Genomic DNA, 14,112 nt, shown 5'->3' with positions numbered 1-14,112 from the left:
AAGACTTGCGAAACGCAGTGCTTCGTAGATACTGTTGCGGAGGTTGGACAGTTTCGCTAGTTTAGTGCTTTTTACTACTAGTGGGCATACTCTCGCTAGTTAGACGTTACCTGTCAACTGCGCCATTATAACAGATGGTGCTATTTTTTCGTAACTTTATCTTATGGAAGCGAACATGAACCTTTCTTTCTCACAGATACTCGAACTGGTTAGGAACTTGCCAGGGGAACAGAAGATCAAGATTTCCCAAGAACTTGAGAAGGAAACTATTGGCTCCAAACTGACTGAACTTTTGACTGCTTTCCGAACTGACAAACTTTCTATGAACGAGATAACGTCAGAAGTTGAACAAGTCAGACAAGACCTTTATGACAAGCGAAAAGCGAACTAAGGTCATATTCGACACTAATATTTGGATCAGTTACCTCATTGGTCATCAACTTGGTGAGTTGACAGAACTTCTAACTTCTCAGAGAATTGAAATCATACTATCCGAACAACTTCGAACGGAGTTGACTGAAGTAACACGAAGGAAGAAATTTCAAAAATATTTCAGCAAAGAGAAGGTAGCCGAACTTCTGAAACTGATGAACTTCATCGGAACTGACTATGAGATCATAGAGTATCCGAACATTTGTAGAGATCCGAAAGACAACTTTTTGCTGGGATTGATCAGAGCTTCAAAGCCTAACTTTTTAGTAACGGGAGATCAGGACTTATTGGAACTGAATCCCTTTGAGGGAACGGAGATCATTGAACCTAATCAACTATTAGCTAAAATAGCCGACAGGTAACAGACGGTAAAAATGCATGTGGCTACTGCTTATCTACCACTTTTAGTGCTACTGAACCGCGATTTCTGGCTTTTGGAAAGAGCTGAGCTTTCTACTTCCCTTGGTGCCACTCGGAAAAATGCTTGTGGAACGTGCTGTATCTGAACCGTTGTGAGTTGGAGCCAGAATCGCTACTTTAGTGCCATTAACAAAGCTCGGGCCACACAGCATTTTACCTGAGCGTTACCCTCAATACCACACCGATGAAAAGACTTTTTCTAATAACATTAGTTATTTGGGGCTGCACAGAGAACAGACCAACATACAACTTAGAAACGCTTAACTCAGATCTTGTATCCTTTGGACAGGAGGAACAAATAGTACTTGTCAACTTTTCATCCGAATATGAAAAATCAAAGTCATTGAAAGACTCTATTTCAGGAGTTCCAGTAGTCCTTGTACCCAGTCTAACATATTCAGAAATTCTTGAATTCATAGAAGCGGAACAAACAAGACAATTTACACTTGACAGCTTGAACTATCTTAGAATCGTAGAGAATGCTCAAATTAACGGCAAAACTGAAATTAATGGCATTTCATTTCAACGATGGTTGATTGATGAAAACTTCTTAGAGCGAGCTGGATTAATGCTTACAGAAGGAAGAAACTTCTCAACTGCATTTGACGATGAGATGAAGATAATTATCAGTGAACCTCTTGCTAACAAACTGAACTTGGGAATTGGCGAGACAATTGAACTAGATAACACAAAGACAATTATTGGAATATTTGAAAATCTTGCTACTAACTACCCAACTCCTGAACATCTAATTGTAGCTGAACTGAAAAAATAAAGAGGGTAACAATATGTATAAGGCATGTGCTTGCGTGCTTTCTAAAAACTGCATCTGAACTTGACCGTTTCGCCTGCCTCCGATTTAAGATTTGCGCTGTTTGGATATTTCAGTTTGCGGGAGTTTTTCACTTCAGTCCGCAGTGCTTCCTACAAACTTTGGAAGCACCGGCAGACTTCACTATTTTAGTGCTGTCCACTAAGTGAGAGCACACGCCTCATACATGGGCGTTACCGGCAATTATCGCAACGAGCAAGATGCACTTCGAAAAACAAACTGAATCGATACTTAGAATTAAAAGTGCTGGTGGTTATCTACTGACTCGAACTTTCAACTTTTCAACTGAACAAACTAGCAACACTGACCAACAGGTAATTGATCAATTTATTAACTCTGAATTCCACCTTTGGCGAGGTGAGGAAGAGCCGAACGGACTTGAAATTTCATTTACTGAAGAAGGCAGAACATGGAAAGAATCGAGTGTCAAGGTTTTCGGGCCATTCAACAACGAACTGATTAACTCAAGTCATTACGCTCCAGTAACATTTAATGAGATAAGAGCCATACTTTTTAACTCTTTCAGCGAAGAAGCAGATTACGACCCAACATTTATTGACAAGGCAAAAACGGAGATTGAACAACTATTTAACACAAGGAACCAAGGTTTTTTCTTGACGGCAACTCGGGACAAGAACCCCGAACTCATTTCTCGATTTGACGTTTTTGATTTCTTTTTCTCTTTCATTCTCCTCAATTCCGGAACTAACACCTTAACACACATCGAGTTTGGGCTAGATTAAAAGCCGGTAACAATCGCTAGCACGAATGCGCCAACTGCCACTTTATAAGTTTCAGTGCGAACCTCACCATGAATCTGCCACTGGGAAAGGTCGGTGCTTTCTACTGAGAGCAGCTCGCAGGATTTTTCATCTTTCTGGACGCAGTGCCACTCTGATACTTTGTGAGAACCGGCAGATTCATTAGTTTTATCGGAACTTGCCAAGCTCGGGGCGCACTCCTGCTAGCTTGGCGTTAGCCGCAATCGCCAGAACCTAAAATATTCCCAAAATTTGAGAGCGAAAGAGATAGACATTGACGAATTTAATTCAATCGAAGACCTCTACGTCTTTATTGATAATAACGCCTTTGAACTAGAGAAGAATTGGGATTTGACCGACCTATGGGTAAAGTTCAGAAATAGCACATCTTCCGATACGGAAAAGGAAATGGCTCAATGGGAAATTGATTGTCATTTATTTGAGGTTAAGGGAGGACAAATATTCTCCCAAATCTATGGGAGCTCTGATGATGAATCAAGGATTACCACATTTCCTAATTTATCTGACCTTCAAGAACGTGTAATTAATTACGTAACGAATAGAGCCAAAAATTCAAACAACCCTTTATTGAAAGCCAAATACTTTCATTTGCTTTGGTGCGCACCTAAAGGGGTAAAAAACAATAGGTTCGCTAGCTCCGCCATCGAAAATTATATTTCTTCCATTGATCGCTACTGTCAAATTTTAAAATCCAAAAATGATGATGAAATACCAATCCAAATAGGAAAGTTGTATGAAAACACTTTGGCTATTTCAAACCAAATTAAAGTTGATAAACAAATTCTACAGACACTTACCAAGACACTGTTATTTGATATAGAGGGTATCAAATTTTACACGAAAGATGGAATATTGAATGACATGCTTGAATACCCGAAATTATTTAAAGCTTTGGATTTCGACAGAACTCTTGAATTGTATGAGGCAGAGTTAAAGGAATCTAAAGAAAAGAAGGACGACTTTCTGCTAGTTAACTATCACCTTCCTACCGCCATCAAAATTGCCACTAAAACAAAAAATGATGTAAAGAGATGGCATAATGAAATTGGATTGACCTATTTGAGAATGGCCGCCAATGAGACCCAGGAAGATAGATTCTGGATAAAGCAGGATTATCACTCGAAAGCCATTTCCGCCTTTAGACTAGCAGGTAACAAAACCATGAAACTGGAAGCAGAAAAGCTATATGCGGATTTGAAGCCTAAGGTCAGACTGTCAAATGTTAAAATAGATTTTGATGAAGAAACTCGAAATACGCTAAAGCTTTTTAACGATGGAATTAAGGAGTTAACAGAATCCATTTTAAAAAGTTCTTCTGAAAATATATACCGAACTATTTCGAGTGGATATTTCTTTCCAAAATATGGAGACGTGCTGGCTGCCTCTGAGGATAAGGAAAATGCGTTTTTGAATTTTGTAACTACCATACGATTTGACAAGAACCAAAATATCACTAAGAGCAAGGGTATTGAAGCGGAACAGGAACAGAAGCTATTAGAAACCTACTCTTATCAAGTAAGAATGGCTCTGCTGCCTTACCTACATTATATTATTGTCCCAGGAATTAAGTCTGGTCATTTGACCTTTGAAAACCTTATTTATCATTTAGCTAAGAACTCGTGGATAGGAAAAGACTATGCTCAATTTGATCTTGGCGGTGAAGAAAAGAACGTTAATTGGATTGCGCTTCTAACACCTTCAATTGTAGAGTTTTTCCTGCAAATACAAGGATGGGTTAGCAGCAAGTATTACCGGCCTAATTTTATTTTATGTGTTGATAGTACGACCTTAAAAATTGAAGGCCTTCTAAGAGAGTTTTGCAGAAGGTTAAATATTCCAACTAGTTCAATGGGGCCAAAGGGAATGCAGGAGATTTACCTTCATAACGTATTGGATAATGAAGAATTCAGAAAGTACTTCAACGAAGATGATATTCTATTCTTCAAGTATTTGTTCTCGAACGAAGGGGGACTAAATCTTAGAAATAATGTAGCTCACAGTTTTTATGACCATAACGAATATCATCCTGATCAAATGTTTTTACTCCTAGCTGCTCTTTTACGATTGGCTAAATACGACCTAAAACAGACGAATTAAAGCGGCTAACAAATACTATCATCCATAAGCTTACGGAGCTATTTGCAAAGGCTGGTGCGATAAGATACTTTTATAGAAATTTGAAAAGTCCAGCTTACGGATGATAGTTGGACGTTAGCAATAATTTATCTGCATGAATGATAATCTGAAAGTAGTTATCGAACAATACCTCAAGATTGAGTCAAATTATGCAGTCATAATAAACGGTCAGTATGGAATTGGCAAAACTCATTTTTTTAAGGAGCATCTAGCTCCGATGATTTCTAAAATGAGTTCACTGCAGGATGCTAGCAAGAAGCTTATTCCAGTCCATATTTCTCTTTTTGGTATTAGAAGTTTAGAGGATATTCAAACAGAGATATTTCTTTCAATTCATCCTTTTCTGAAAAATGGTGCGGTAAAATTGGCTGCTGGGGTTGGTAAATCAATTATTAGAGGTATCGCCCAGATAAATCAATTAGGGGACATTGATAAATACATTGCAGATGTTAATGTCACAAAGAATGATTGGATCAATTATGATCAACTGGTCCTTTGCTTTGATGACATTGACAGAAAAAGCGATAGCCTTAATATCAAAGAGGTTTTTGGTTTTATAAACACTCTTGTTGAAAATCAAGGAGCTAAAATCATTTTAATCGCCAATGTTCAGAAGCTTCTAGAAGATGAAGACTATCAAAGCGAACTTCAGGAAAAAGTAATTGGAGTTTCTGTAGAATTCAAACCAAATAGCGAGAAGGCATTTGAAGAAATCATTGACCAACGTTATAAGAGTCCTTTCAAACTATATCATAAGTTCCTCACTGAAAACAAATCTTCGATTGTCGAAGTAATCAAGAAGAATGAGGACAACCTCAGAAACCTTATTTTTTTTCTAGAGCATTTTAAGATCATATTTTACGGGCTGACCAACCTTTTTGAATCTGAAAAAGATTTTAAGATCAATGAGAAAGAGAAATTGGAAGCTGTTCTGAATTTCTCATTGGCTACATCATTTGAATACAAGTTGGGCAAGCTTAATTCGACCAATTTCAATGAAATAATGGAATACAAAGGGAATCTATCAGATATTAATTTTGATGAATTTTTAAGAAGTGGGTCAGATAAGGAAGAAGGTGAGAAGAAAAAAAGCTATTCACAAATCTTCAAAGAAGTATACTTCGAAAGTAAGAGGTATTATTATTTTCACTCAATACTTACATACATAACAGGTCAAAATGCCTTCATAGAGAAAAATCTAAAGGAAGAGTTAAATGGTTATTTCATTGTTGAGGATGGTAGTATACCGGACTATCAGAAAGTTTATAATCAACTCGGGTATTTCGATTGCCTTGATCTTTCTGATGAGTCGTACAAAAAATTAACCAATCAGATGATAGACTTTGCAGAACAAGGCAAATATCCTTTGAAGGATTACGCTACAGTTTTTCATTTTGCTTCAAGATTCAACAACGTCCTTAGATATAACTTAAATCGCTTAAAAAATAGAATAAAAAAGGGTGTCACTAGAGGAAAAGAAAATTTTAAACATGACTCTCACTTGAGGTTTCATCTATCAATAAGTGACGATACAGAATTTAAAGATGATGTAGTCGAAATAATGAAATACTGCCTTGAAATAAATAATCAAATTGCAGAAAATCACGAAATTGATAAAACGGAGGAACTTTTTCAAATGATGCAAACAGATTTTGAGAAGTTTGTTGAAGAGGCAAAAAGTCGAGAAAACATTTTCAGATTTCAACCCTTCTGGACAAAACTCTCATTTAATAAAGTTTATTCTACCATCTTAAATTTATCAAACAAGGAAATCATAGAAATAGCTTTCCTTTTTCAGGACAGATACAGGCAACATATTTATGAGAAGCTGTTTCCTGAAAAGGAGTTTTTGGAGAAATTGAAAAAGCGACTGAAGTCAAGAAAAAGCATGAGAACCAAGAATTTACGAAATTCCACCTGGCAATTTCTTCTCAAACATATTGATGAATCGCTGGCTAATTTTCCAACAAAATAGAATACTAAAAATATTGCTAACAAACACTAAAATGAATATGCGAACTGAGCTCTTTGAGATGACAATGCGAACCAGAAACCTCAGTGCTTCTAGCAACTGGGGCGCATACTCATTTTAGTTGAGCGTAGCAAAAACCCCGCAATGAAAAAAGTATTTCTGTTACTGATTCTCTCAATATTCATCATCCAAGATGGCAACTCTCAAACTAACATTGAAATAACCTTTGACTCGAGTAAATCACAGGGAGCTGAACTCCTCCAATCATTTAATTTAAGAGATTCTGGAGAGTTTGTTAACCTGTATTATAGACATTACGAGGTTTGTCAATTTTCGGATGTAATGGAATATATTGAACAACAAGCACTTAGAAAAGGCGGTAACTTGATTGTTCTCGAGGAGGTAATGTACCCCGGAAATGGAGCTAAAAGAATGTGCTATGGATTAAAAGGTGCAATTTTTAAATCTTCAGGATTAGGAAGTATTAGAGAAAGAAATAATTCCAGTCAGCTAGATTCAAATGAAAAAACACAAGTAGTTTTCTATAGACCTTCTAACAAGTTCCTGAGAATACATAAAGTCAAGATATATAACGAGCAGGATGAATTAATTCTTGAGGTCAAAGATGGCGAGGAAAAGGTACTCGATTTGGATAGGAATAGAATGTATGTCTTTCGAACCAAAAGAAATAAGAAGAACAAATTTCGTCTCGATTTGCGCAATACGGAGCTGAATAAAATCTATATAAGAGTGGGGATTATTGCCGGTGCAATTGGACCAGATGGAGATCTCTATCTTTCATCAGAACATTTGCGCAACTATGAAATGGAGCGGGTGCAAACCGCTGAACGATGATTTTTAAGCTTTTGCTAACAAGCACTAGCAGGCATATGCCGGAGTGCTTTCTATTTGGCTCAGTGTAATTTGTCCGCTACACTGCCCATTCTGATACTTTCATTTCCCTCCACCTTTTCGTCTTTCTGGCTTGAGACTTTCAAAACGCAGCTCTTCGTAGTTGACGTTTGTAGGGGTTGGCCAGTTTACTCATACCCACAGCCATGCACACCACCCCTCGTGAATCTAAAGATTTCGCTAGCTTAGTGCTCTTTACAACTTGTGGGCATACGCCCGCTAGTTAGACGTTACCTACCATCTCTCCCATGCGCATATTTCTATTACTGACACTAATTTATCTACTGACTTCCTGCCAAAAAGAAAAGGATGAACTAATTGGTCATTGGCATTCTATTCCACAAGAGGATGGATCATATCTAACTCTTGACATTACTGATACCACTACCGAAATAAATAAATATGGAGGAGAATGGTTTGGTGGTGAGTTCCTGCGATATCATGAAGATACCGGTGAAGAAACATTGGTTTTTGACTTTGAACAGTACACAGACTTTGAATTAACTAACGAAACACTTGTCCTTAACAATCAACTCAAGTTTTTTAAGGTTGAAGAGAAGCATCATTTAAATGATCGCTTCCCAAATTCATTAGTAAGACTCAACCTTCCCAAACCAACAAACAACCCACCAATTGAGCTCCCTCAATGGAAAAGCCTGATATCGCATATTTATATTGGTCCCCCAACCAAAGCGAATGTTTCTAGTGAACTAATAAACTCAGATTCTACCTGTTTCCAAACTTGGGATTTTATCGCAGGATACACCGACATAAAACAATTTGTTCAAGCTGAAAAAGATAAGGTTCATGACAAAGAAAAGATTTGGTTACTTATCCATGCAGATAGTACCACGTCAAGAACAACAATTGATAGTGTTCGCGCACTGGTCGAACCTCTTGGTATAACTAATGGATTCATAGTTTCTAGATACAATTATGATCAAGATCAAATGGTATACGAAGAATTAGACAGTAGGTAACACGCGCTAGTGATGCATATGTTTACTGAGATCTAGCTACTATCGCAGGACGGCCCGCTCTCCTTCCCTCCTGCCGGCAGGCAGGTCTGTCCTTTTCATCACTTTGCTGAACGCCTCGGCTTCTTGCGAATGTCCGGGGAACGCAGCACTCCGCAGATAGCGTTGTGCGTGTGGTTCAGGTTCGCTAGTTTTATCAGAAATTTCTCAGTTCGGGACATCCGCCCGCTGGCTGAGCGTTAGAGAGTATTTGACAGCTAACTTTCGCTAGAATTCTTCGTATCTTTGAATTATGAGTACGGTTGAACTTAAATCAAATCTTCATCAACTAATAGATGGCATTCAGAACACTAAACTTCTGGAATCGCTGCATGACCTCTTATCAGAAAGAAAGAATGCAAAAGCAAGAACACTTTGGAGCAGTCTATCAGAGAGTCAAAGAAAAGAAGTGATGGATGCCTATGAGGAATCTAATAATCCAGAAAATCTAACAGCTCACTCTGAAATTCTTAGAAAGTATAAATGAGAATATACTGGACGAAGAAGTCAGAAAATCGATTTCAAGAAATCTACACCTACATTCTAACTGAATTCGGAGATAAATCATCTAAAAAATTCAAAGACAAGGTATTCGACTTCTTAGAACTCTTAGAAAGATTTCCTGAACTCGGTACATGGAAGTCCGAGACAAAAACATTCACGGATTTCAAATATCAAAGCAGACAAGAATATTCTACCGGATAAACAAAGATCATATCAGTCTGTTAACTTTCTTCGACACTAGGCAAGACCCTAAGAAGAAGCCGAAATAACACTCTCTAACATACGCTAGTGATGCCTATGTCAGCCTGCTTCTAGCCACTATCGCAGGACGGCCCGCTCTCCTCCCTTCTGTACGTACGTATCAGTTTTACTGAGAACTTACCAGTTCAATAAGCGTAAGAAGTCACTAATCAGGCTCCTCCCAGCCTCCGCCAAGGCTTCTATATAATTCCACGTCTGCTGTGAATATCTGCATTTTGAGGTTCTCCAGATTTAGCTCACTATTCAGCGCTTCCGTCTGTGCAGTGATGACCTCCAGATAGTTGGCTAATCCACTTTTAAACAAGAAAGAGGCATCTTCCACGGCATTCTTGGCAGCAGCTACCCTCTCCTGGGCAATCACATATTCTTCCTTCAGCTTTTTGATGGATACCAGCGCGTTAGAAACTTCATTCATGGCCTGAAGAAACGTGTCTTTGAATTTCAGCTCAGCGATCTCCTTCTCTTTCATCGCCACTTCATAGTTGGTTCTTAGTTTCCGGTTCTGGAAAATTGGCTGAAAGACGGAGGCTCCCACCAGAAAGAAACCGGAACCGGTCGGATCTAGCAGTTTGCCCAGATCCATGGAGTTCAAACCAACCGTAGATCCCAGACTGACGGAAGGATAGCGCATGGCATTGGCAATACCCACTCGCTCGTAGGCCTCCTTGAGTTCGTATTCTGCAGCCGCCATATCCGGCCGGTTGCTCAGCAGCTCGATGGGTAGTCCTGCCACATACTCATCATCAATGATCGGCGACTCCAGGTCTTTCAGCTCTATGCTCCTCCCCGATCGTCCCAGCATGCGATTGAGCCTGTTTTCCTGACGAATGTACTCACGCTCCAGCTGAGGGATGAGAGATTGAGCCCTCAGCTTTTGAGACAGGGTTTGCTTCACTGCAAGGGAAGTCACCTCACCTGCCTCAAACTGCAGGTTCACGATTTTGAGGGTATTGGTGTTGAGTGCCAGGTTGTCTTTGTATACCGCAATCTGAGATTTAAGCAGTCCCAAAACGAAATAGGTTGAGGATATATCAGCAATTAAAGAGGTTTGCACGGCTTTACGAAACTCCATCGTCTGCATGTAGGCATTCTGTCTTGCACGCTTTAGGGAGCTGAGCTTGCCCCACACATCGAGCTCCCAGTTCAAGGCAACAGAAGCTTCATATTCCAATCGCTCGGTATAAAAGCTCGTCGGAACATCCGGCCCATGATTCCTCCTCGCCCGGTTCGAACCGTAGTTGTTGTAGTTCTCAGAGAATAGATCCTGCCGATACCTAAATGGCGAAGCATCTACCGATGGCAAGAAGTTGGCCTTTGCCTGCTTGAGTCTGGCTAGTCCAATTTCCACATAAGCATCTGCAATTTTCAGGTCGATATTGTTGGCAAGTGCCGTGTCGATCAACGAAACCAGCAGCGAGTCATTGAAAAACTCAGCCCAATAGGTGTTAACCGGATTAATGGCGCTTTCGGCTGTGCTGGCCCCATCTCCATAAAATGTATCAGGCTCATCTAAATCTGGTCTCTGATACGGCTTGTTCAGCCTACAGCCAGAGACTGTCAGTAGAATCGTTATCAATATGATGCCTTTGTGCTTCATGGACCTAATCTTCATCATTAAAGTTCATGTTAAATCTATCGTGAAGGCTTTGGAACAGATAGGCTAGCACCGGAATGATCAGGATACCAAGTATGATTCCGGACATCATTCCTCCGGCCGTTCCTATACTTACTGATTTGTTTCCCATTGCGGATGCTCCATGCGCAAACATCAATGGAATCAAACCAACCGTAAATGCGAGGGAAGTCATCACGATGGATCGAAGACGCAATGCACTGGCCTGAAGTACTGCATCCATGGCCGGCAGACCTGATTTTCGTTTCTGAGACGCAAACTCCACAATCAAAATAGCATTCTTGGCCAGAAGTCCAATCAGCATAATGATCCCAACCTGAACGTATACGTTATTATCAATCCCCGCGAGTTGGATCGAGACGAAAACACCAATGATGCCTGTTGGGATGGAAAGAATCACTGCAAATGGTAACCAGAAACTCTCATACTGAGCGGCCAGAATAAAATAGACGAGTACAATACTCATGATGAAGATAATGACTGTATCGCCTCCAGAGTTTTTCTCCTCCAAACTCATACTGGTCCATTCAAAACTCAAACTCGCTGGCAAGGCCCTGGCGGCCTCCACCTCGATGGCATTCATCACATCTCCCGTACTAAATCCTTTTGCCGGGGTGATGTTGATCTTGGCAGCATTATACAGGTTATATCGGTTCACTGTCTCTGGCCCAAAATCCTGTTCCAGCTTTACGATGGTATTGATGGGCACCATCTCGCCTGCTTTGTTCTTCACAAAGATGTTGTTAAAGTCCGATGGATTTTCCCGGAACTGGATATCCGCCTGCATGTATACACCATACTGTCGGCTGAATCGGTTGAAGTCTCCAGCCTGAGTACGCCCGAAATACGATTTGATTGTAAACATCAAATCCTTGACACTTACGCCCAGGCTCTTTGCTTTCTTATAATCAATACTAAGCTTCGTCTGCGGAAAGTTGGGATTGAAAGAGGTAAATGCATTTTGAATTTCCGGCAGACTGTTCAGATGCGCAATGAATTCATTGGCCAACTGTCCAAAACGACCCAAATCTCCGTCGGAACGATCCTGAAGCATGATCTGCACTCCATCGAAACTACCAAATCCCTGCACAGTAGGTCGTGGATAGATATTGATACTCGCACCGTCGATTAAGGCCATTTTTGAAGACAGATGCTTCATCACATCCTCCATCTTTCGAATTTTCCCTCGTTCCTTTCCATCTTTCAATTTAATGTAAGCCAGACCGGATGATGGACTATTTGCATTTACCACCACATTGAAACCGGATACGGTGTTCACCTTAGCTACTGATTCTTCCAACCTTAGGATCGAGTCTGCTTTTCTTAAAGCTTCATTGGTACGGAACAAAGAGGAGCCTTCCGGCATCCGAAGTGACAGGATCAGGAAGTTGTCATCCTCAGTTGGAATGAAACCACTCGGGGTACTTTTCATTAAAAGACCTGTGGTCACAAAGATGAGTATCAATCCAAAAATGGATAAAGCTGAGTGGTGAATCAACCACCGTATGATATGCACATATCTGTTAATGAATCGCTCAAACATATGATCGAATATCTTCAACCCCCTAGTCTTATGAGATTGGGCCTTTTTCACCAAAGAATGGCTGCCAATACTGCTAATGCGAGCCGTTCTGAAGAGACGCTTTACCTGCCCCCACATGAGGTAGCCAAAGGACTGATGCATTCCTTCGTTGCTATCCTCCTCTTTCTTTTTCTTGAACAAGAGTCTGGTCAGCACCGGACCAAGTGTCAGGGCATTAACTGCCGAAATCACCACAGCAAAAATGATTGTATAGGCAAACTCACGATAGAAAATTCCCACAGGGCCTTCTAAGAATCCGATCGGAAGGAATACCGCAGCGATCACCACCGTAATGGATATGATCGCACTGGTAATTTCGCTCATCGCTTCATTCACCGCATCTTTTGGAGATAGACCGTGACTCATCTTTTCATAAATAGCCTCCATTACCACGATGGCATTGTCCACCACGATACCAATCGAAAGGACAAGAGAGAACATACTTAGCACGTTCATTGAAACACCTACCAGGCCTAAAAAGAAGAAGGTACCTACCAATGAGATCGGAATGGAAATCGCAGTGATGAGGGTGACCCGAAAATTTTGCAGGAAGATGAATACGACCAGAAATACAAGAGCAAAGGCTTCCATCAATGTGCTGACTACCTGACTCATAGACTGATCAATCTGATCTCTTACACTGTAAGTGATTTCATAGTCAATTCCTTCGGGAAACAGTTTGGCTTGCTCTTCCAGAATTTTGCGCACCTGTTTATCGATCTCCACCGCATTCGCCCCACTCAACTGGACAATATCAATCGTTACTGCCGGCTTTCCATTCAGTCGGTTTTCACTGGTATAGTTGGAAGCTCCAAACTCTACCCTTGCTACGTCCCTAAGGTGCAAAAGAGAGCCTGTCTCATCTGACTTTACCACCAGATTCTCGTACTCTTCTTCCTCATCAAAGCGTCCTTCATGCTTGATCACAATTTCAAAGAGCTCGTCAGAGTTCTCTCCAAACTTCCCCGGAGCAGCTTCAAAGTTTTGATCTACAATCTGATCATAAATATCTCGTGGGCTTAGACCGTACTGAGCAAGCTTATTCGGATCTAACCATATCCGCATGGCATAATCCCTGGACCGAAGAATGCTGGCCTCTGCAAGCCCTTCGATCCTTTTTAGCTCCCTCCTGATGTTGATTCTGGTATAGGCATTAAGAAAGGTCTCATCATACATCCCCGTTTCGCTGAAGATGTTAATGGTCATGATACTACCCTTCATCCGTTTCATCACCTGAATGCCGGCTGCAGTTACTTCAGGAGGAATTCGCTCCGTCACGCTGGAAATTCGGTTTTGAATCTCCACTGCTGCTTTATCCGGATCGGTACCGGGTTTAAAATATACGGTAACTCTACCCCGTCCTGAGTTCGTGGCTGTAGAGTTAGCGTAAGTCATATTGGCGGTACCGTTAATAGACTCCTCAATTGGTAAGAGTACCGACTTAGCCACTGTCTCTGCATTACCGCCGGGATAATAGACCTGCACACTCACACTTGGAGGAGCGATTTCAGGAAAACGTTCCACCGGAAGGGTGGTGATACTGGTAGCTCCGGCCAAAACCAATAAGATGGAAATGACGAGCGTCAGTACAGGTTTTTTGATGATATTCTTCAGCATAGTAGATTCCTGA

General features: G+C 40.6%; 12 protein-coding genes. 10 read left to right on the top strand and 2 right to left on the bottom strand.

The window, feature by feature from the left end; genetic code table 11:
- Window positions 1–163 precede the first annotated feature (163 nt).
- The 10 genes from vap15 to ACOQON_RS05725 all read left to right on the top strand — a co-directional run bounded on the left by vap15 (window position 164) and on the right by ACOQON_RS05725 (window position 9,207).
- The gene (gene vap15, locus ACOQON_RS05770) at window positions 164–391 is read left to right on the top strand and encodes a type II toxin-antitoxin system VapB15 family antitoxin (protein WP_420577978.1); all 228 of its coding nucleotides are present in this window, start codon (window positions 164–166) and stop codon (window positions 389–391) included.
- Complete coding sequence (locus tag ACOQON_RS05765) at window positions 369–794, top strand: putative toxin-antitoxin system toxin component, PIN family (RefSeq protein WP_420577977.1); 426 nt, start codon at window positions 369–371, stop codon at window positions 792–794. The genes vap15 and ACOQON_RS05765 overlap by 23 nt, the downstream gene beginning before the upstream one ends.
- 242 nt (window positions 795–1,036) lie before the next feature.
- Window positions 1,037–1,627 carry an ABC transporter permease gene (locus tag ACOQON_RS05760; RefSeq protein WP_420577976.1) on the top strand — a complete coding sequence of 197 codons (591 nt, stop codon included), beginning with the start codon at window positions 1,037–1,039 and terminating at the stop codon, window positions 1,625–1,627.
- 257 nt (window positions 1,628–1,884) lie between these two features.
- Window positions 1,885–2,427 (top strand): hypothetical protein, encoded by a 543-nt coding sequence (locus ACOQON_RS05755; RefSeq protein ID WP_420577975.1) that lies wholly within the window; start codon window positions 1,885–1,887, stop codon window positions 2,425–2,427.
- Window positions 2,428–2,697: 270 nt separating this feature from the next.
- Window positions 2,698–4,563, top strand: a complete 1,866-nt coding sequence (locus ACOQON_RS05750; RefSeq protein ID WP_420577974.1) for a DUF4209 domain-containing protein — start codon at window positions 2,698–2,700, stop codon at window positions 4,561–4,563.
- 133 nt (window positions 4,564–4,696) lie between these two features.
- Window positions 4,697–6,577: a hypothetical protein gene (locus ACOQON_RS05745; RefSeq protein ID WP_420577973.1), complete on the top strand. Its 1,881-nt coding sequence runs from the start codon at window positions 4,697–4,699 to the stop codon at window positions 6,575–6,577.
- Window positions 6,578–6,718: 141 nt separating this feature from the next.
- Complete coding sequence (locus ACOQON_RS05740) at window positions 6,719–7,429, top strand: hypothetical protein (RefSeq protein WP_420577972.1); 711 nt, start codon at window positions 6,719–6,721, stop codon at window positions 7,427–7,429.
- A 305-nt stretch (window positions 7,430–7,734) separates the two neighbouring features.
- Window positions 7,735–8,466 (top strand): hypothetical protein, encoded by a 732-nt coding sequence (locus tag ACOQON_RS05735; RefSeq protein WP_420577971.1) that lies wholly within the window; start codon window positions 7,735–7,737, stop codon window positions 8,464–8,466.
- A gap of 289 nt (window positions 8,467–8,755) precedes the next feature.
- The gene (locus tag ACOQON_RS05730; RefSeq protein WP_420577970.1) at window positions 8,756–8,989 is read left to right on the top strand and encodes a hypothetical protein; all 234 of its coding nucleotides are present in this window, start codon (window positions 8,756–8,758) and stop codon (window positions 8,987–8,989) included.
- Window positions 8,986–9,207 (top strand): type II toxin-antitoxin system RelE/ParE family toxin, encoded by a 222-nt coding sequence (locus ACOQON_RS05725; RefSeq protein ID WP_420577969.1) that lies wholly within the window; start codon window positions 8,986–8,988, stop codon window positions 9,205–9,207. Before ACOQON_RS05730 ends, ACOQON_RS05725 begins: the two co-directional genes overlap by 4 nt.
- Before the next feature lie 205 nt (window positions 9,208–9,412).
- On the opposite strand, the gene ACOQON_RS05720 is transcribed toward ACOQON_RS05725, so the two are convergent.
- Together ACOQON_RS05720 and ACOQON_RS05715 are read right to left on the bottom strand one after the other, a co-directional pair.
- Complete coding sequence (locus ACOQON_RS05720) at window positions 9,413–10,882, bottom strand: efflux transporter outer membrane subunit (RefSeq protein ID WP_420577968.1); 1,470 nt, start codon at window positions 10,880–10,882, stop codon at window positions 9,413–9,415.
- On the bottom strand, window positions 10,869–14,099 hold the full coding sequence (locus ACOQON_RS05715; RefSeq protein WP_420577967.1) for an efflux RND transporter permease subunit: 3,231 nt from the start codon (window positions 14,097–14,099) through the stop codon (window positions 10,869–10,871). The genes ACOQON_RS05720 and ACOQON_RS05715 overlap by 14 nt, the downstream gene beginning before the upstream one ends.
- Window positions 14,100–14,112 lie beyond the last annotated feature (13 nt).

It is taken from the genome of Ekhidna sp. (assembly GCF_965221965.1).
Classification (GTDB): Bacteria; Bacteroidota; Bacteroidia; order Cytophagales; family Cyclobacteriaceae; genus Ekhidna.
The sequence above is the reverse complement of the archived record's forward strand: the minus strand, read 5'-3'. Positions and strand labels throughout refer to the sequence as shown.